The organism is Marinomonas piezotolerans, assembly GCF_003362755.1.
Taxonomy (GTDB): Bacteria; Pseudomonadota; Gammaproteobacteria; order Pseudomonadales; family Marinomonadaceae; genus Marinomonas; species Marinomonas piezotolerans.
Genome location: NZ_QKRA01000001.1, coordinates 297,386 through 317,659 on the forward strand (window position 1 = coordinate 297,386; position 20,274 = coordinate 317,659).

Consider the following 20,274-nt stretch of genomic DNA (forward strand, 5'->3'; position numbering starts at 1 on the left):
ACTTAGGCTTGATTGGTGGTAGAATTCTTTGCCAACTATGTTATTCAGATATAAAACGCCGCATCACTCTTGGTTTAAGGTTAGTCACATACACATGCAAGATCATCAGGACAATCCATTGCGCAGCACTGAACTACCTCAATTGATGACGCGAGATCGTCATTCCATTCGTCGAAAGCTAGACACGATTGCAAAGCGTCGAGAGCAGTCACAACCGACAGATAAGTTAGAAGCTGAAGTTGCAGAGCATGTCGCTACCTCCAAAGCGTTGTATGAAGCACGATTGGGGCGTTTGCCTGAGATCAAATATGATGATTCACTGCCGGTGTCCAATCGTCGAGACGAGATCATTGAAGCGATACAGTCGAATCAAGTTGTCATCATTGCGGGTGAAACTGGCTCAGGTAAAACCACCCAATTACCGAAAATGTGTCTCGAGGCAGGTAGAGGAATCGCAGGTCAGATAGGCCACACCCAGCCGCGCCGTATTGCCGCTCGAAGTGTCGCTGAGCGCATCAGCGATGAGCTTGCTGTGACATTAGGCGAAGCGGTCGGTTTTCAGGTTCGTTTTACTGACGAAAGCCAAGAAGAAACCCTAATAAAATTGATGACTGATGGTATTTTACTCGCTGAAATACAGCAGGATAAATTTCTACAAAACTATGACACCATCATTATAGACGAGGCCCATGAGCGGAGCCTTAATATCGACTTTTTGCTGGGGTATTTGAAGCGCGTTTTAGCAAATCGTCCCGACTTAAAGGTCATTGTGACCTCGGCAACGATCGATGTAGAGCGTTTCTCTCGTCATTTTAACAATGCGCCTGTCATAGAGGTGTCGGGCCGTACGTATCCTGTTGAAGTCCGTTATCAGCCTTTATTGAGTAAAGCGGATGTCGAAGAGTTAGATGCCGACCAGTCGATGGAACAAGGCATCGTGGATGCGGTGACAATGTTGATTGCAGAGGAGCGTCAATCGGGTTATCGCGGAGCAGGGGACGTATTAGTGTTCTTACCCGGTGAGCGCGAAATACGCGAGACAGCAGAACTATTTCGACGCGAGCAATTGCAAGGCGTTGAGGTGCTTCCATTGTACGCTCGTCTTAGTAGTAGTGAACAGCAGCGTATCTTTAAGTCTCATGGCGGTCGGCGCATTGTTTTGTCCACGAACGTGGCTGAAACATCGTTGACGGTGCCAGGTATTCGTTATGTTATTGACCCTGGGCTTGCACGCATTAGCCGCTATAGTGTGCGTTCTAAAGTCCAGCAGTTGCCAATCGAGAAGATTAGTCAAGCAAGTGCCAATCAGCGAGCAGGGCGTTGTGGTCGTGTGGCAGACGGTATTTGTGTGCGATTGTATGATGAGGAAGACTTTAACGCTCGTCCAGAATTTACCGACCCAGAGATTTTTCGTACCAACCTTGCATCGGTTATTTTGCAAATGGCTAACTTGCGACTCGGCGCAGTTGAGAAATTTCCATTCGTAGAAATGCCCGAACAGAGAATGATCAATGATGGCTATCGTGCTCTAAATGAATTGGGTGCGATCAAAAAGGAACGTCTAACTCCCATTGGACGCCAGCTAGCAAAGTTGCCTATTGATCCAAAATTAGGGCGTATGTTGATCGCAGCTAATGGCTTGGGGGTGCTCAAAGAAGTCAGCATTATTGTGAGTGCGCTATCAGTTCAAGATCCACGTGAACGACCACAAGATAAGAAAACTCAATCCGATCAATGTCATGCTGTAGATAAAGATGAAGATTCGGACTTTATCGTGCTGCTCAATTTATGGGAGCGTTATGAGGCTCAGCGCCAAGAGTTGTCCCAAAATCAATTGCGCCAATATTGCCGAAAGCAATTTTTGAATTTTATGCGCTTGCGGGAGTGGCGTGATATTCACCGACAAATTCTCATCGCCTGCAAACAGTTGGGTTTTAAGGAAACGAATAATACCGAGCGACAGTATGATTCGATTCATCGGGCTTTGATGGCGGGGCTCTTTACTCAAGTCGCCAACAAAATGGGTGAATCAAGAGAAATGCTGGGTTGTCGCTCTCGTAAATTGAATATTTTTCCAGGATCGATGTTGTTCAAAAAGCCTCCACAGTGGATTATGGCTGCGGAACTTGTAGAAACGAGCAAGCTATATGCGCGTATTGTTGCCAAAATTGATCCAAAATGGATTGAAGAATACGCAGCTACCTTCGTTAAACGCCAGTATTTCGACCCTCATTTTGAGCGTAGTCAAGGGCGTGTTATCGCATTTGAGCAGGTCTCCCTATATGGCCTGATACTGATTGCGAAACGCCGAGTTGATTATGGGCATGTTAATCCAGAGGACGCTCGTGATGTCTTTATTCGTCAAGCGTTGGTCGAGCAGGGATTAAAGTCAAAAGCGAAGTTTTACCATCATAATCAGCAGCTCATTAAAGATCTAGAAACCCAAGAGGCAAAATTACGGACACGGGACATCTTGGTCGACGATGAAACCGTTTATCAATTTTATGATCAGCGTTTACCTAGCGACATACGTAATCAGAAAGGTATCGAATATTTCGCCAAGCAGAATCCTGATGCGCTAACGATGACGCGTGATGATTTGATTAATCAGGATGTTCGAGTAGATGAATACGCTTTTCCTGATAATTTTTCGCTGAATGGTGTCGCACTTCCAATTGATTACGAGTTTGCACCGGGCCAGGTCAAAGATGGTGCTACGCTTAAAGTTCCCGTTGGTTTACTTCGCCAACTGACGTTAGATGAATTGGGGTGGGCGGTACCTGGTTATGTTAAAGAGCGCTGCGAGTCTCTAATTCGAGCGCTGCCAAAAGCACTACGCAGACGTTTTGTTCCAATCCCTCAATTCGTTGATCGTATCTACCCGAATCTTTCCAAAGAAAAAGGTGATTTGCTTGATCAGCTTACGTTGCAAATCAAACGAGAAACACTGATTGAGATACCTTTGTCGCAGTGGTCGTCGGAAAAACTCGAAGGACACTTAACGCTTAATATTGATGTCGTTGATGAACGAGGCAGAGTGTTGGGAACCGGTAAAGACTTGGCTGAACTACAAAGTCGTTTCGCAGACATGGTTGAAAAAAGTTTCGCTAAGTTCGGAACACAAAAACACGAGCAAAACGAGTTAACAGCTTGGCCAGATCAAGACGTGCCAGAGCGACAAGAGATCAAACAAGCTGGGCTTCAAGTTACTGCATTTCCCGCATTAGTCGCCCTTAATGACAGTGTCTCTTTAAAAATGTTTGATGATCCAAGTACCGCTGCGGAAGCGCATCGAAAAGGCGTTATAGCGTTACTTAAGTTGTCTCTTACGAAAGAAATGCGCTACTTGGAGAAGAATCTTCCTAAGTTACGTGAATCTATGTTGTTGTTTTCACCCGTAGGTAAAAAAGAGGTGCTACTGAAAGACTTGCTAGATGCGGTAATCGAAAAAGTCTTTTTAGAGGATAGGACTCTCCCCAGAACGAAAGCGGAGTTTGAAAGCCGGCTTGAGCAACACCGCAATCAACTTGTGAGTGTCGGTAATGAAATGGCTTTACAATTACACAGTGTCTTGAGCGCTTACCAAAAAGTCGCTAAGAGAATGAAGGGGTCAATCCCTTTACCTTGGACTAGAGTATATGGAGACATCAAGAAGCAACTTGAAAACTTGGTTTACCCTGGGTTTATAGGAGTAACCCCTTTATTTTGGTTGGGGCAATTGCCGCGCTATTTTAAGGGTGTAGAGGTTCGACTAGAGCGTTTTCAAAACCATTTGAATAAAGAGAATGCTTTGATCGGGCAGTTAGAGCAACTTTGGGATCAGTATTTGTGTCAGAAAAAGGCGCACGACGATGAGGGTATATACGACCCTAATCTCACAAAATACCGATGGTTATTAGAAGAATATCGCATATCATTGTTTGCACAGACGGTTGGAACATTAGAGCCCGTTTCCGAAAAGCGTTTGGCTAAACAGTGGCAAGAAGTTAAAAAACTGGTGTAGGACGAATGATATGAATCAGTTAGTTAGACAGTTTCTAGTAAGCCTGGGTGTGATGTTATCAGCCTTGACAGCCATTGCTGAAACGCCTGAGGACCCTTGGGAAGGTTATAACCGTGCAGTCTTTAGTTTCAACGATACGTTGGATCGTTATGCACTCAAACCCGCCGCTCAGGGATATCAAGCGGTAACACCGACACCTGTTCAAAAAGGTGTTAGCAATTTTTTCTCTAATCTTGGGGAAATACCAAACATTGGTAATAATCTACTTCAAGGTAAGTGGGATGAAACCGCATCATCAACGTTTCGCTTTCTGATCAATTCCACTGCTGGATGGTTTGGGATTTTCGACGTTGCAAGTGAGCTTGGTTTGCAACGATATGAAGAGGACTTTGGGCAGACGCTAGGTTATTGGGGGGTTAGCTCAGGACCCTATGTAGTGATTCCTTTCTTAGGCTCCTCGACGGTTAGAGATGCCAGTGGGTTGGTTGTAGACTACTCTTTATTTGATGGCTTAGATTTGTATGATTTATCCAGTGATCAAGAGCTGTTTGCACGTACGTTAAACGTAATTCAAGTGCGTGCTAAATACCTTTCAGCTGAGCGAATGGTGTTCGGTGATCGTTATTCTTTTTTGCGAGACGTTTATCTACAAAGCCGTGAAGGTGCCGTAAACGACAATAAAGGTCGACAATTCGATAGTCAGACTAATCAATCATCGAATTCTTCAACCTCAGAACAAGGGTCTTGGGGCAGTGAAGCAGATGATTCGTGGGGTTCTGACTCGAGTTGGGGTGACGAGACTGATGACTCTTGGGGTTCCGAATCTAGCTGGGGAGATGATGAGGTGGATTCATGGGGTTCTGATTCTAGTCAGATCGAAGACTCTTGGGGCAACGCTAATTAACGACTGCGTTTCATTGCACACCTACAAGGTAAGTTAAATGAGAATATTGTCAGTAGTATTTTGCGTTCTAGGGGCTATAGGTGCGTCGTTAGGTGCGTCGTTAGCATCAGCTCGTGAACCATTAAATGTGTTGATCTGGGAAGATTTTATCGATCCAGATGTGCTTACCGAGTGGACTCAAAAAACCGGAATTCCTGTCCAACAAACGTATTACGATGACGAGTCAGAACGAGATTTGATACTAGCTGGCAAATCAGCTAGCTATTTTGATGTTGTCATCGTCAATGAGTCTGCGGTCAATCAAATGGGAGAAGCGGGTTACCTGCACTCTTTAAAAGTGAACGACAAGCATTGGCGAGAGTTCTGGCCGCAAGCATGTGGATCCTATGGCGTGCCTTATTTATGGGGTACGTATGGAATTATCTATCGCAAGGATAAGGTACAAGCGCCAGTAAGGAGCTGGAAAGAGCTACTTTCACCGAGAGAGGAGCTTACTGGCCATATCGGGATGTTAGGGCAGCCAGATGAGCTGCTAACATCTGCATTTTTGGCTCTAGGTTACCCAGTTGACTCGAATAATCAAACACACTTAGAAGACGCATTTGAGTTATTGCGCGAACAGTCTAAGCATGTCTTTAATTATGAATACATTTACTCTTATATCGCGGATAACCCAGAATCCGATGATATATGGGCAGCACCTGCGTATAGTGGTGATGCGGCTTCACTAAATGAATTACAAAACAAAGACGTATGGGAGTTTGTTAAACCGAAAGAAGGTTTGACAGTGTGGGTGGATTGTTGGGCAATCGTTGCTTCTTCTAGTCGTGTTGACGACGCGCAAAAATTTATCGACTTTATGTCTCGTGATGAGATAAGTGCAAAGAGCTCAGAAGCGATGTATGCTGCGTCGCCTTTTAAAGACGCGGTGTTGATACAAAATCCAGATTTTCAGGAAGACACTACCGTATACTTAACGGAGAAAGAATTAGAACTTGCTAATTTATTTCCCTCTTTCAGTGGTAATGATATGTTACAGAGATTGCGTATCAGGGATGCATTGATTCGATACTATGACACTCACTAAGCGTTTAGTTTTATTAGTTCTGCCTATTTTGCTGGTCGGTGTATTTGTGGCCGCAGCTGGCATGTATCAGGTTCAAAGCGATACGTTGACTGAAGTGGAGCAGACTAAACTCGATCTGAAACTTCAGCATGCTAAGGCACAATTTGAACAAGATGCCTCTGTGGCGGCTAATGTCGCGTCGTTACTCTTGGACGGCGAAACGTTGCCAGCCCTTACCCGATCAGCTGGTAAAGATGTCGAAGAGTATTTGGTGACTCAAAAGCTGGATCGGCTGATTGATGATGTGTTGTCCGATGGCCATACGCGATTGTTGGTCACCGTCATAGACGACCTTGGAAATCCAATATATCACCATGAACGCAGCGATAATCCATTTAGTGAAACGCCAAAATTTGTCTTGAACTTTGCTCGTTCATCCATTTTGAAACGTACGCAAACGTCTAGTAAGTTGATGTTTATTAACAGTTTTAAGCACGCGTACGTGCACGGTCGAGTATTAGACGCTAGTACGTTTTTGAAGCCATTTCGCGTAGGCTCCGATAATAATATTGTAGTGGTCGTTACGTCGTATACGGAAGCATTTGATCGAGACCTTCGTACACTTCAAGAAACGTATGGCGTCACGCCCAAACTTATCAATCGACTGCCCAGTTTCAAGGCGCCAGATGAGGCCATGACGCGATCGATTGAAATATTGCCAAACTTTTACTTAGAACTTGAACTAACTGATGCCTATTTAAGGCATTCTCGAACTTCTCTCGTTGATTGGTTGATTGCGGTGTCCCTGATATTTGGAGTTACGGTAGCGGCTGTTTTGCTATATTTGATTCGGCGATACATCATTCGGCCTATCGAAATATTGGACGACCAACTTGACCTTGTTACGTCAGCCCAGCAAAACAACATTCAGCGCCCAGTCGGGACAGATGAACTAAGTCGCTTGGGCATCAAGTTCTATGATTTATATGATCAGTTAAATACCAACCTAAACGAGTCTCGTAACCTTGCGATCACTGACTCTCTAACCAAACTGCCTAATCGTACGCGCTTTCAAGAATTTGCCAAACGAGCCATCGTAAGAGCGTGGAATCGAAAAACATACGTTTCGCTCATCTATATAGATCTAGATAATTTCAAATTTGTGAATGATCGCCTGGGACACGAAGCAGGTGACGAACTATTGAAATTTGCTGCGAACGCGTTTGAATCACTTCTCCAGAGTGAAAAGTACCGTCAACAGGGTACTTTAGTCTCTAGGTTGGCGGGTGATGAGTTTGCTATCGTACTTGCCCACGACGATTTGAAAGATCGAGAAAACTTAGCAGCAGACTTGGTCGGTTTATTTGACGGTGGTTTTAAAACAGACCGATATCTGACACCTGTTTCTGCCAGTGTTGGCGTTGCAAGCTATCCTGAAGATGGTGAGGATTTACGAGAGCTAATTGCCAATGCCGATATGGCCATGTATCACGCTAAGCGATCTGGTAAAAGCCGATTCTCTACATATTCGCATTCGATCGCTGGCGATGCGCGAAGGGTGAAACTGATCGAGGATGCCTTAAAATTTGTAAACTGTGACGATGAATTCTCGCTCGTATTCATGCCATTTGTTGATCAGGCCGGTGAGATAAAAGGGCTAGAAGTGTTGTTGCGTTGGTATTCAGCGGAGCTAGGCCATATAACACCGGATGAGTTTGTGCCCATTGCGGAACAGACTGGAACGTATTCAAAAATTGATGATTGGGTATTTCGTAATGCGTTTGATCACATCTCTAAGCTTTGTACATTTTTGGGTGATGACATTGTGGTTGCGATTAATATTTCCGCCGCTGAACTTGGTCAAGCAGACTTCGCAAGTAAGTTGATTCGCCTGAAGGAAGAGTACAACGTTTCTGATGGTGCGGTAGAGTTAGAGATAACAGAAACATTTGGTTATTTTGCAGTGGAGCAAGTTTTAGTTGTACTTAGAGGTTTACGTGATGCGGGCTTCGGTATATCGATTGATGATTTTGGTATCGGTTATACGCCATTACTTCAAATGATTGACTATCCAGTCGATAAAGTTAAGTTTGATAAAGAATTGGTGCAGCGCTTAACGAATGATCAATATCGCCAGCTGTTAGAGCCTACGGTCGAGCTTTGCCACTTACAGTCAATAAAAGTGACTGCAGAAGGTGTCGAAGACTTAGATAAATTGTCTGTGTTACGACATGCAGGATGTGACTATTTTCAAGGTTACTCGATTGCTCAACCAATGAGCTTGGTTGAGCTTCGAGAGTGGCACGAACGTTATCTGCCTCTTAAGCAATAAAGTGGTGGATTAACTGGAAGCTGGCAGGATACGTAGAATCCTACCTGAGTCAGTGCTTATGGCGAGCGCTCCATCTGAAAGCTCTATGACATCCCTCATTCGTTCGTCGAGATCCTCTAGATGGCGCGATTCGGACACGTTGCCGTTAACTAGTTTAACGTTGTTTAAATGACGTAACGCCAATGCCGTAGATAGGAAATCACCATCCCAGCCATTGAATAGCTGTCCGCGATACACCAATAGCGAGCCCGGGGCGATAGAAGGTGTAAAGACCTTTTTAGGCTCATCGATTCCTTCTTTTGATGTGCCTTCCCCGACTTGAAACGGCCCCCAGTACTCTTTACCGTAAGAAACGATCGGCCATCCATAGTTAGCCCCCACTCGAATCAGATTGATTTCATCTCCACCTCTTGGGCCGTGTTCATTAGACCAAAGACGTTGAGTGTGTTGATCATAATAGAGGCCTTGTGGGTTTCTGTGTCCGTAGCTCCAAATTTCCGCGCGGACATTACCTCGGCGAACAAAAGGGTTATCTTTCGGGACTGAGCCGTCGAGGTTTAGGCGTAGGATTTTACCCGCGTGATTGGTGAGATCTTGTGCATTGGCTCGCTCGCCTCTGTCACCGATAGAGATAAACACGTGCCCGTCATTGTCGAATGCAATGCGACTGCCAAAGTGCTTGCCAGTGTCTGAACCTGCATCCGTAATGAAGACATCCTGCCAATCGACTAGGGCTGAGCCTTGCAATTTTGCTCGTGCTAAGGCTGTTGTAGCGCCGTCAGCCATTGGGTGGGAATACGTGAAGTAGACCCATGATGTCTCATCAAAATCTGGAGATAAGGCAATATCAAGAAGCCCGCCTTGTCCAGCATTTGCTATGTTTGGCAATCCAGATATGGGTGTTTGCTTGCCCGTGACAGTGTTGACCCGATAAAGCGCTCCCTGCTTTATCGTCACCAAAAGGTTCGTATCATCTAATTGGGCCATGCCCCAAGGGATGCCGTTAAAGGAAGTAATTTCATCGACCTTGAAGTTTGTGTGCGTATCCTTTGCATAGCCTATTGAGCAAAGCGCAATCATGAAACACGCGCTGATTTGTCTAATATATGGGAGCATAAGGAGTATTCCTTCATCTAAGGATTTAGCTCATATTATAGAAGCGAAAATCGCAACAACTATGATCTGGTTGGGGGTTCCATAATGGTTGCCTTAATTTTGCGCAGTGCTGTGGTGACTGTAATCTTCACGCCAATATTATTTTTTTCTATTTAAGGCATACAGGCTGCAAAAAAACGCAGCCAATTGGCTGCGTTTTTCGGTAGAAGTACAAAACTGATTTATAGTTTCTCCTCTAGCATTGCTTCCAATTTACGCTGATCGGCAGCAAAGTTTCGGATGCCTTCGGCAAGTTTTTCAGTTGCCATAGCATCTTCATTCAAAGCCCAACGGAATGCTTGCTCTGTTACTTTTTCACCAGCTGGCTTGATGTCGTCTGTCGGTGAGAGTTTACGCTCTAGAGGGCTCTCATCCTTCTTCAGTTCTTCTAGCAAGGCTGGACTGATCGTCAGTCGGTCGCAACCTGCTAGCTGCTCGATTTCACCAATATTACGGAAGCTTGCACCCATCACGACGGTTTTGTAGCCGTGTTGCTTGTAGTAATTGTAGATCTCGGTAACCGATACAACACCTGGATCTGTCTCTGCGGTGTAGTCTTCACCTGTGGATTTCTTGTACCAATCTAAGATACGTCCGACGAACGGCGAGATCAAGAAAACGCCTGCTTCAGCACATGCTTGAGCTTGGGCGAATGAGAACAGCAAAGTGAGATTACAATTAATGCCTTCTTTCTCTAATTCTTCAGCGGCTTTAATACCTTCCCAAGTCGAAGCAGCTTTGATAAGCACGCGATCCTTTGAGATGCCCGCATCTTCATATAGCTTTATCAGACGGCGTGCTTTAGCAACCGTTGCCTCTTTATCGTACGACAAACGCGCGTCTACTTCGGTTGAAATGCGACCTGGGACGTACTTGAGAATCTCTGTGCCAACAATGACTGCCAACTTGTCGCCAGCATCGATGATTTGCTGAGCTTTGTCGCTACTTTGCTCTTTTGCCCAAGCAATGGCTTGGTCGATGAATGGAGCATACTCAGGAATCTGCGCCGCTTTGAGCATTAGAGATGGATTAGTAGTCGCATCTTCAGGACGATATTCTTTAATGGCAGTGATATCACCTGTGTCCGCGACAATCGTTGTGAACTCTTTTAGTTGAGATAACTTATTGCTCATTGCTTCTGTCCTTTGTTTTATCTAACTGTTGTTTAACCAATTCAATCGCATCAATTAACACTTGAATTGTAGCGTCTGTTCGATGACCGTTTTCTGAAAGGTAACGTCTAAATTGTTTGCCGCCGGGTAAACCTTGGAAAATCCCCAAGATATGACGTGTCATGTGCATGAGGCGAGCGCCTTGCTTTAGCTGCTGTTCCACATACGGAAGGTAGCGGTCTAAGGCGTCAAAACGATCGGTAGCTGTTGAAGGCTGTCCGAACACTATCTGATCAACTGAGCTCATGACCCAAGGATTATGATACGCCTCGCGCCCCATCATCACTCCATCAATATGGCATAGATGATTTTGCGTCTCTTCTATTGTCTTTATGCCACCATTAATAATGATTTCAAGGTGAGGAAAGTCCTTCTTCAATTGATACACGTAATCGTATTTCAATGGTGGGATCTCTCGATTCTCTTTAGGACTAAGCCCCTGAAGTATGGCATTTCGAGCATGAACAATAAAAGTTTCGACACCCTCGTTGGCGACATTCCCTACGAAATCCCTAACGATGCTGTATTCCTGTTGATCATCTAATCCAATACGATGCTTTAAAGTAACAGGCAATGATGTTGCGTCTTGCATCGCTTTCATTGCATCAATTATTTTTTCAGGGTGCGCCATTAAAATCGCACCAATCAAGCTATTTTGCACTCGATCGCTTGGACAACCTGCATTGAGATTAACTTCATCGTAACCAAATTGCTCCGCTAATTTTGCGCATTTAGCCAACTCTTTTGCGTCGCTACCACCTAATTGCAATGCGATTGGGTGTTCACATCCATCATATTTAAGAAACCGCTCTGGATTGTCGCCTTGTAATAAAGCACCAGTCGTTACCATTTCGCTATACAGAAGGGTGTTTTTGGTAATACAGCGTGCAAACACTCGAAAATCTGACGTCGTCCAATCCATCATGGGAGCGACACTGAAGCGCCTGTCTAGCTTGTGATTTGTGATATCTGGTTTAGGGCCTATTTTTTCTGGCATTTTGTATTGTTTATATTCGTAGGAATGAGAGCCTAGTGAATGTCATACAGTTCTATCTGACATTTGGCTACGGCTGGTGTATCAATTTGTATGCTCGCTATTATGTCATAAAATTACAAGTTGAGGATATGACAAACTCGTTGTTCAGGCTTCCGTGCTAGATTGTCAAAAGCAAAATAACTATCATGGTAAGTCGTTTTCAGGCGTAACGTCTGATGGAAGTAAACAGTTTATGGAGCACTTTGTGTCGGATTCGGTAACGCCAATGTTGGTAGGGTTGTTTGATGATTTGCCTGATGCTCAGCAGCCAATTTACGCTAAGCTAAAATTGGCGATTACGATGAGAATTAACTCAGGCGCGTGGCAGGCGGATCAACGAATGCCATCTGAAGCAGAGTTCGTCAAAGCGCTAGGGGTGAGCCGCATGACGGTGAATCGTGCATTGAGAGAGTTGACGGCTGAGGGTTTACTGAAACGCCATCAAGGTTTAGGTACGTTTGTCGCTGAGAAAAAATCTCACTCCGCTTTGTTTGAAGTGCACAACATCGCCGAAGAAATCGCTGAGCGTGGTCATCGTCATCGTTCTGAGCTGCTAGTACTAGAATCAGCCAAAGCAACCGTAGAAGAAGCAATGACTCTGGGGGTGCGAACTAATCATGAAATATTTCGCTCTGTTGTGCTCCATTTCGAAAACGAACAGCCAATACAGATAGAAGAGCGCATTGTTAATGCTCGATTAGCCCCCGATTATGATCAGCAGGACTTTTCCCAGCACACACCTTACGAATACCTTATGAGCGTTGCGCCCATGACCGAAGGAGAGCATTTAGTAGAAGCTATTTTGCCCAATGAGTTGGAATGCCAGAGGTTAAATATCCAGAACTTTGAACCATGTTTACAGATTAAGCGTCGCACTTGGGCAGGTGACGATATTGTTACGGTTGCTCGTCTTTTGCACCCAGGCTCACGTTTCCAGCTGTTTGGGCATTTTGGACGCTAATTACGTGTCATGATGTTGATGGCAATTCCACTGCCTTGCGTGAGCATGCCCGTTAGCGCATCAGAAACAACGATCATGCTGTTCGCTTTGATCGTAATGTGAGTATTATCAGAAAGATTTAACACGCTATCCTCGCATATATAAATGCCAGTAAATAAATCATCATGGGCTGTTATAGAGAGCTGGCAGGGAGCATGAAGTGTCTTTGCATAAGCCGATGTATCGACCTCTCGTACCATGATATTCAAGTCTTCAATAGGACCTTCGATGAGGCTGGCAAAGGTCGCTTCTCCGCCAGAAAAACATGCTATGTCTAAGGGCTTAGTGAGTGTTTGTTCGAAGTTGTTGTGTTTTAATGTCATGCCTTGGCCAGATAACAAGACTAAGGTGCGATGCAGCCCTTCGAAGTTTGAAAATGGTCCGTCTTCAACAACCGCCGCTTGACTGATTCTAAAGCGTAAACCGTGTTCATCTTTAGCGTGCTGTATCTCCAGCGTCTCGCCGAGTCCATTTTTCCACGGCATACGTGTGTATTGGTCTTGTTTAAGCAGGATCCATTTAGCCATGATACATGACCCTTTTAATGACTTGGATGAATGCTGAGCGGCTGGCTTCTTCTAGCACATGATGGAAGTCTTTTACGACGTGGTGACCCGAGACAAACACGTCTCTGATTAGGTTTTCGTTGGTCGCAAATAGCCATCGGTTGAGTAAGTCTTCGGAGTCGCTCGCAGCAATAAATGGATGGGAGACATCCAGTACCATAAAGTCTGCTCGATTGCCCACAGAGAGACCCAGTGAGATGTCGCAGGCTTGGTTGCCTCCAAATAATGCTTGTTTAAAAAGGTGATCACCAACGCTCTTTTGGCCATCACTGTATAGCAGGTTGCGCTGTTGATCGCGCAATCGTTGGCTGTATTCCAAAGTACGTAACTCTTCGACCATCGATATACTGACATGGCTGTCTGAGCCAATTCCCCATAGACCTCGATCATTTTCAAACTCTACCGCAGGAAAGATTCCATCACCCAAGTTCGCTTCAGTGGTTGGGCAGAGGCCTGCAATGGCACGATGGGTCGCAATGGTTTTGCGTTCTGTGTCACTAAGATGGGTAGCGTGAATTAAACACCAGCGATCATCGATCCCTATTTCATTATGCAGCCATTCCACAGGGCGCTGACCACTGAAAGCAAGACTGTCTAGAACTTCCTTTTGTTGTTCTGCGATGTGAATGTGAATCGGACCATGACTGTCTAGCGCCTCTAAAACGGTGTGTATCTGAGCTTGAGTGACCGCTCGCAAAGAATGAAAACAAGTGCCTAATCTATGTCGAGCATGACCCTTTAATGTGGTTTGACATGCGTCGTGGAGTTTTAAGTACGAATCTGTCGAATTGATAAAACGTGCTTGACCTGAACTCGGGGGTTGTCCACCAAAACCGGAATGAGAATAAAGTGTAGGCAGTAGCGTTAATCCCATTCCTGATGCGTCTGCAGCAGCAATTAGTTGCTGTGACATCTCATCTATTTGGGTATAAGGGCTGCCATCGATATTGTGATGTAGATAGTGAAATTCACCTACTTGGGTGTATCCAGCTTTGAGCATATCAATGTAGAGCTGCGTCGCTATGATCCGTGCATCATCGGGTGACAATGAGCGAACCACTTTGTACATAAGATCCCGCCAACTCCAAAAGCTGTCGTTAGGGTTTAAGCTGACTTCAGCAGCTCCTGCCATAACGCGTTGAAAGGCGTGGGAATGAACATTCGCGATGGTCGGTAATACTGGCCCCTCTAATCGATACATATCAGGGGATGGCACAGTGTTTTCTTCAATAGATTTAAATACGCCACCTTTCACAGTGAAAAGCACGTTATCGGCCCAACCTGACGACAATAAAGCGCGTTCTGCGAAGTAGTGCTGGGAGCAATCGCTGTTTGATGAACTGGATTTTGTCACGTGTTACTCCTTAATGGATTCTTATCACATGAGTGTAATCTAGGTATTAATGTATATACAAGTTTGTATTTCAATTGATTTTTTATACATTGGCTTATTTCCATTCTATTTCAATGATATATCTAACTTCGATCCTGATTAGGACTATTTACAGTACGATTCACTCCAGTTTCATCGGCGTTTTTAATGAAAAAGACCTTGCATCTTTCAAAAATAGATCTTATCTTTTTGATAGTTGTATATACATATTTATGCGAATAATAAGAAACTCTAGAAAAGTTTTAGGAGATTTGACAATGGCAAAGCAAACACTTACGCAACAACGCTACCGTGCGGGAGTCGTCAAGGCGGCGACAGGCACCGCGCTGACAGCGAAATCATGGCTCACCGAAGCGCCGATGCGTATGTTGATGAATAATTTGGATCCGGACGTTGCGGAAAATCCAGAGGAGCTTGTTGTATACGGTGGCATTGGTCGCGCGGCGCGGGATTGGGAAAGCTACGACAAAATCGTCGAATCTCTGACGAGTCTAGAGGATGATGAAACCTTATTGGTTCAGTCTGGTAAGCCAGTGGGCGTATTTAAAACTCATAGCAATGCGCCACGTGTACTCATTGCTAATTCTAATCTCGTGCCCCATTGGGCTAGCTGGGAGCACTTTAATGAGCTCGATGCAAAAGGGTTGGCCATGTATGGTCAAATGACCGCAGGATCTTGGATTTATATTGGTAGCCAAGGGATTGTCCAAGGTACATACGAGACTTTTGTCGAGGCTGGACGTCAACATTATGATGGAAAATTGACCGGTCGTTGGGTGCTGACGGCGGGGTTAGGCGGCATGGGGGGAGCGCAACCACTGGCGGCGACGCTTGCGGGAGCGTGTTCATTGAACATCGAATGTCAGCAAAGTCGTATCGATTTCCGATTACGAACTCGTTATGTCGATGAGCAAGCGACCGATTTGGACGACGCTATCGCGCGCATTAAAAAGTACACATCAGAAGGTAAGGCTGTGTCTATTGCGTTGTGTGGTAATGCTGCAGAAATAATGCCGGAAATGGTCAAACGTGGAATTCGACCAGATATGGTGACAGATCAGACGTCGGCCCATGATCCATTAAATGGCTACTTACCCATTGGGATGAGCTGGGACGAATACCGCGAAAAGGCTCAAACAGAGCCGCAGGCGACAGTGATTGCGGCAAAGCAGTCTATGGCGAAGCATGTTAAAGCGATGCTCGATTTTCAAGCAATGGGAATTCCTACCTTTGATTATGGGAATAACATCCGCCAAATGGCCATGGAAGAGGGCGTAGACAATGCCTTTGATTTCCCCGGTTTCGTTCCTGCATACATTCGCCCATTATTTTGTCGAGGGATTGGTCCGTTTCGTTGGGCTGCGCTGTCGGGCGATCCAGAAGACATCTATAAAACTGATGCTAAAGTAAAAGAATTGATTGCAGACGATGAGCATTTACATCATTGGCTTGATATGGCGCGTGAACGCATTCAGTTCCAAGGTTTGCCCGCTCGTATTTGCTGGGTCGGGCTAGGTCAGCGAGCGAAGCTTGGGCTAGCGTTCAATGAAATGGTACGTAGTGGCGAGTTGTCCGCTCCGATTGTCATTGGGCGAGATCATTTGGATTCTGGCTCTGTTGCGAGTCCTAACCGTGAAACAGAAGGAATGCAGGATGGCTCAGATGCTGTGTCGGATTGGCCACTGTTAAACGCGCTACTCAATACGGCATCTGGTGCAACTTGGGTTTCTTTGCATCATGGTGGTGGTGTCGGTATGGGCTTCTCACAGCACTCTGGCATGGTGATCGTGTGTGATGGTAGTGATGACGCTGCGGCGCGTATTGCACGCGTCTTGCATAATGACCCTGCTACAGGTGTGATGCGACATGCGGATGCGGGCTATGACATTGCGATTGACTGTGCGAAAGAACAGGGGCTGAACTTGCCGATGATTACCGACAAACACGCACAATAAATCTAAAAAACAATTTAATAACAGCATTGCAGAACACAGCAATCCTGATTGGAGTACATCATGTTTGAATTAACCATAAAGCCCGGCCATTTGACTTTAAATGACTTGCGCCAAATTAGCCGTCGCCATGTAAAACTGACCTTGGACGACAGCGCGATTCCTGATATCCAGGCCAGTACTCAAGTGGTCAACGACGTGATTGCGGAAAATCGTACGGTATATGGTATCAACACTGGGTTTGGGTTGTTAGCCAATACGCGCATTGCCCCCGAGGATTTAGATGAGCTGCAGCGCAGTATAGTGTTGTCTCATGCGGCGGGGATCGGTGAATTGATGGATGACAAAACCGTCAAAATGATCATGGCGCTTAAGGTAAATAGCTTGGCACGCGGTTTCTCGGGTATTCGTCTTGAAGTGATACAAGCGTTACTAACCTTGATTAATAAGGAAGTCTATCCGTGTATCCCGAAAAAGGGGTCGGTAGGTGCATCGGGTGATCTAGCACCGCTGGCGCACATGAGTACGATTTTATTAGGGGAAGGCAAAGCGCGATACCGTGGAGAAGTGATCTCAGGGCAAGCCGCGTTATCTATTGCTGGTTTAGAACCCATAGCCTTGGCACCCAAAGAAGGTTTGGCTTTGTTAAATGGTACGCAGGCTTCGACAGCGTTTGCGCTAGAAGGTCTATTTGAAGCGGAAGACCTTTTCGCCTCTGCGACGGTATGTGGTTCGTTATCTGTCGAAGCGGCGTTAGGTAGTCGTAGCCCATTTGATGCAAGGATTCACGAAGTGCGTGGACATCAAACACAAATGGATGCGGCGGCGGCATTTCGTCATCTGTTAGGAGACAGCAGTGAGTTAGGTGACTCCCATCAAGGCTGTGAAAAGGTTCAGGATCCGTATTCATTACGTTGCCAGCCACAAGTGATGGGCGCTTGTCTTGAGCAAATTCGTAGCACTGCGAAAGTATTATGCGTGGAAGCAAACTCTGTGTCGGATAACCCGCTTGTATTCGCTGAGCAGGGCGACATTATATCGGGCGGTAACTTTCATGCAGAGCCTGTTGCGATGGCTGCCGATAATTTGGCGTTAGCGATTGCTGAGATTGGCAGTTTATCAGAGCGTCGAATGGCGCTTTTGATTGACAGTAATCTTAGTAAGTTGCCTCCCTTCTTGGTGGACAATGGAGGTGTGAACTCTGGTTTTATGATTGCTCAAGTGACGGCTGCAGCGTTGGCGAGCGAAAATAAAACCTATGCGCATCCTGCATCAGTGGATAGTTTGCCAACGTCTGCAAACCAAGAAGACCATGTATCCATGGCAACCTTCGCTGCGCGTCGATTAAAGGACATGGCTGAAAATACCCGAGGCATTCTCGCGGTTGAAATCCTTTCTGCTGTCCAAGGGTTAGATTTTCGTGCGCCTTTAAAATCGAGCAAACGACTGGAGAACGTACGGGCAACGTTGCGTGCACGCGTGCCGTTCTATGACAAAGATCGTTACTTTGCACCCGATATTGAAAAGGCAAACGAACTGCTTCAAGAAGCCGTTCATAACGAAATCATGCCCCAAGGCTTATTACCCAGTCTAGATCTGTAATATTCATGTGATCAGATGAGGCATTCAAACGCCTCATTCGATCACACTTAAAGTTGAAAAATTATGACTCACGACACACCAATGAAATTAGATAGCTTGTGGCGTGGTGCCCACATTGCGACCATGAAAGATGGTCAGTATAACGTCATCCAAGATGCTGCCATTGGGGTAGTTGGGGGGCGTATCGTATGGCTAGGTCAAGCGAACGACTTGCCCGCATATGAATCGGAAAGCGAGCACAATGTTGGCGGTGGTTGGATAACTCCGGGGCTGATTGATTGCCATACCCATTTAGTATTCGGCGGAAATCGTGCTGGAGAATTCGAACAGCGCTTGAATGGCATCAGTTATCAAGAGATTGCGCAACAGGGCGGTGGCATTGCTGCAACTGTTAAAGCGACGAGAGAAGAAACAGAGACACAGTTAGTTGCGAGTGCTGGACGACGTTTAAGTCGCCTCATGTCGGATGGTGTCACGACCATTGAAATAAAATCTGGCTATGGGTTGTCGCTTGAAAGTGAGCTAAAAATGCTACGTGTGGCGACCACTTTGGAGAACCAGTTTCCCGTGACGATAAAACGCACGTGCCTAGCTGCACATGCTATGCCAGTAGAATTTGAAGACAAAGATGCCTACATTGATTATCTCTGTGACACAGTGCTGCCCAAAGTCGCAGCATTAGGAATGGCGGATGCTGTGGATGCGTTTTGTGAAGGGATAGCTTTCAGCACTGATCAAGTTGAACGTTACTTTGACGCCGCAACATCCCTTGGTTTGCCCGTTAAAATCCACGCTGAGCAGCTTTCGTCTATGGGCGGAACGCGAATGGCTTCCTCTTTTAAGGCGCTGTCAGCGGATCATATAGAATTTATCGAAGAAGCGGATGCCAAAGCAATGGCGAACTCGGGCACTGTCGCTGTGCTATTGCCAGGCGCATTTTTCACACTTAAAGAAACACAGCAACCACCGATTAACTTATTACGGCAATATGGTGTGCCAATGGCAATTGCGACGGATGCGAACCCAGGGACGTCGCCTGCGTTGTCGTTGCGACTGATGATGAATATGGCATGTACGCTATTTGGCCTAACCCCAGAAGAAGCACTAGCGGGTGTGACCATCCATGCGGCAACAGCCTTAGGTATTGACTCATCTCACGGCAGTTTAGAGGTGGGCAAAGTGGCTGATTTCGTATGTTGGGAAGTTGAAAGCCCCGGTGAATTGAGTTATTGGCTAGGTGGAGATTTGTTAAAATCGAGGGTGTACCAAGGAGAGCGGACATAATGATATTACCTGTACCAGCTTTTGAGTTTTCGCATGGAGATTCTCCCTTGCTTGTTAGTATGCCTCACTCTGGGTTGAACCTGACCTCAGATGTTCAGCATGGATTGACTGAGCAAGCGCAAAAATTACCCGATACTGATTGGTTTATTCCTGAGCTGTATAGCGATTTGGAAGCGCTTGGGGTCGGCGTGATTAAAGCCAACTACTCTCGGTACGTTATTGATCTCAACCGACCCATTGATGACAAACCTTTATACACCACGAAAACGACGGGGTTGTTCCCAACCATCTTATTTGAGGAAACGCCCGTTTATTTAGAAGGCCAAATGCCGTCTGAAAAACATAGAAATGATTGTAAAGAGCATATTTGGAAACCCTATCACTTGATGATCGAACAGGAGCTTGCGCGGTTAAAGGCCAAATTCGGCTACGCCATCTTGTTTGATGCGCACAGTATCGCGGCTGAAGTACCGATGTTGTTCGATGGGCGGTTACCTGATTTCAATTGGGGGACAAATGAAGGCAAAGCCTGTAGTGGTGCCATCACGAATGTTGTCACTCAGGTCCTGCGTCCTCATTATACTCAGGTGCTCAATGGGCGCTTCAAAGGGGGCTACATTACACGTCATTTCGGCCAGCCAGAGCGAAATACACATGCGATTCAACTCGAGTTATCGCAAGCGACTTATTTAAATGATGAGTGCGCTCAACAAAACCAATACCAGCTTGATCAGGAAAAGTTGCCTGCGATCAAGCAGCAACTTGGTGAATTGATGGAAGCGTTATTAAGCGTAGCGTCTGAATAAAGC

Annotated in this window: 14 protein-coding genes; 9 read left to right on the plus strand and 5 right to left on the minus strand. The window is 45.7% G+C overall.

Going from position 1 to position 20,274, the window contains the following annotated elements; all coding sequences use genetic code 11:
* The first annotated feature begins 94 nt into the window (after positions 1–94).
* From hrpA to DN730_RS01335, 4 genes are read left to right on the plus strand one after another with little or no spacing between them, the layout of a single operon-like run.
* The gene (gene hrpA / locus DN730_RS01320; protein WP_170139001.1) at positions 95–4,003 is read left to right on the plus strand and encodes an ATP-dependent RNA helicase HrpA; all 3,909 of its coding nucleotides are present in this window, start codon (positions 95–97) and stop codon (positions 4,001–4,003) included.
* A 10-nt stretch (positions 4,004–4,013) separates the two neighbouring features.
* On the plus strand, positions 4,014–4,907 hold the full coding sequence (locus DN730_RS01325) for an MlaA family lipoprotein (RefSeq protein ID WP_115466307.1): 894 nt from the start codon (positions 4,014–4,016) through the stop codon (positions 4,905–4,907).
* A gap of 37 nt (positions 4,908–4,944) precedes the next feature.
* On the plus strand, positions 4,945–5,994 hold the full coding sequence (locus tag DN730_RS01330) for an ABC transporter substrate-binding protein (protein ID WP_115466308.1): 1,050 nt from the start codon (positions 4,945–4,947) through the stop codon (positions 5,992–5,994).
* A complete protein-coding gene (locus DN730_RS01335; protein ID WP_115466309.1) occupies positions 5,981–8,305 on the plus strand; it encodes a putative bifunctional diguanylate cyclase/phosphodiesterase in 2,325 nt (774 codons plus the stop codon). Before DN730_RS01330 ends, DN730_RS01335 begins: the two co-directional genes overlap by 14 nt.
* A gap of 9 nt (positions 8,306–8,314) precedes the next feature.
* Here DN730_RS01335 and DN730_RS01340 read toward each other — a convergent pair whose 3' ends face one another.
* From DN730_RS01340 to dusA, 3 genes are all read right to left on the minus strand, one after another.
* On the minus strand, positions 8,315–9,421 hold the full coding sequence (locus DN730_RS01340; protein WP_245957865.1) for a PQQ-dependent sugar dehydrogenase: 1,107 nt from the start codon (positions 9,419–9,421) through the stop codon (positions 8,315–8,317).
* A gap of 221 nt (positions 9,422–9,642) precedes the next feature.
* Positions 9,643–10,593: a transaldolase gene (tal, locus tag DN730_RS01345; RefSeq protein WP_115466310.1), complete on the minus strand. Its 951-nt coding sequence runs from the start codon at positions 10,591–10,593 to the stop codon at positions 9,643–9,645.
* Positions 10,583–11,629 carry a tRNA dihydrouridine(20/20a) synthase DusA gene (gene dusA, locus DN730_RS01350; RefSeq protein ID WP_115466311.1) on the minus strand — a complete coding sequence of 349 codons (1,047 nt, stop codon included), beginning with the start codon at positions 11,627–11,629 and terminating at the stop codon, positions 10,583–10,585. Before dusA ends, tal begins: the two co-directional genes overlap by 11 nt.
* Positions 11,630–11,873: 244 nt before the next feature.
* Here dusA and hutC point away from each other — a divergent pair, with 244 nt between their 5' ends.
* The gene (hutC, locus tag DN730_RS01355) at positions 11,874–12,629 is read left to right on the plus strand and encodes a histidine utilization transcriptional repressor HutC (protein WP_245957866.1); all 756 of its coding nucleotides are present in this window, start codon (positions 11,874–11,876) and stop codon (positions 12,627–12,629) included.
* On the opposite strand, the gene DN730_RS01360 is transcribed toward hutC, so the two are convergent.
* A complete protein-coding gene (locus DN730_RS01360) occupies positions 12,626–13,195 on the minus strand; it encodes a HutD/Ves family protein (RefSeq protein WP_115466312.1) in 570 nt (189 codons plus the stop codon). The two genes, hutC and DN730_RS01360, sit on opposite strands and share 4 nt — an antisense overlap.
* Positions 13,188–14,588, minus strand: a complete 1,401-nt coding sequence (locus DN730_RS01365) for a formimidoylglutamate deiminase (protein WP_115466313.1) — start codon at positions 14,586–14,588, stop codon at positions 13,188–13,190. The genes DN730_RS01360 and DN730_RS01365 overlap by 8 nt, the downstream gene beginning before the upstream one ends.
* Positions 14,589–14,884: 296 nt before the next feature.
* Here DN730_RS01365 and hutU point away from each other — a divergent pair, with 296 nt between their 5' ends.
* From hutU to hutG, 4 genes are all read left to right on the plus strand, one after another.
* Positions 14,885–16,582 carry a urocanate hydratase gene (gene hutU, locus DN730_RS01370; protein WP_115466314.1) on the plus strand — a complete coding sequence of 566 codons (1,698 nt, stop codon included), beginning with the start codon at positions 14,885–14,887 and terminating at the stop codon, positions 16,580–16,582.
* A 60-nt stretch (positions 16,583–16,642) separates the two neighbouring features.
* Positions 16,643–18,181 (plus strand): histidine ammonia-lyase, encoded by a 1,539-nt coding sequence (gene hutH / locus DN730_RS01375; protein WP_115466315.1) that lies wholly within the window; start codon positions 16,643–16,645, stop codon positions 18,179–18,181.
* Between the two features lie 81 nt (positions 18,182–18,262).
* Entirely contained in the window at positions 18,263–19,465 is a 1,203-nt protein-coding gene (gene hutI / locus DN730_RS01380; RefSeq protein ID WP_245957867.1) for an imidazolonepropionase, read from the plus strand.
* Positions 19,465–20,271 (plus strand): N-formylglutamate deformylase, encoded by an 807-nt coding sequence (gene hutG / locus DN730_RS01385; protein WP_115466317.1) that lies wholly within the window; start codon positions 19,465–19,467, stop codon positions 20,269–20,271. The genes hutI and hutG overlap by 1 nt, the downstream gene beginning before the upstream one ends.
* The last annotated feature ends 3 nt before the right edge of the window (positions 20,272–20,274 follow it).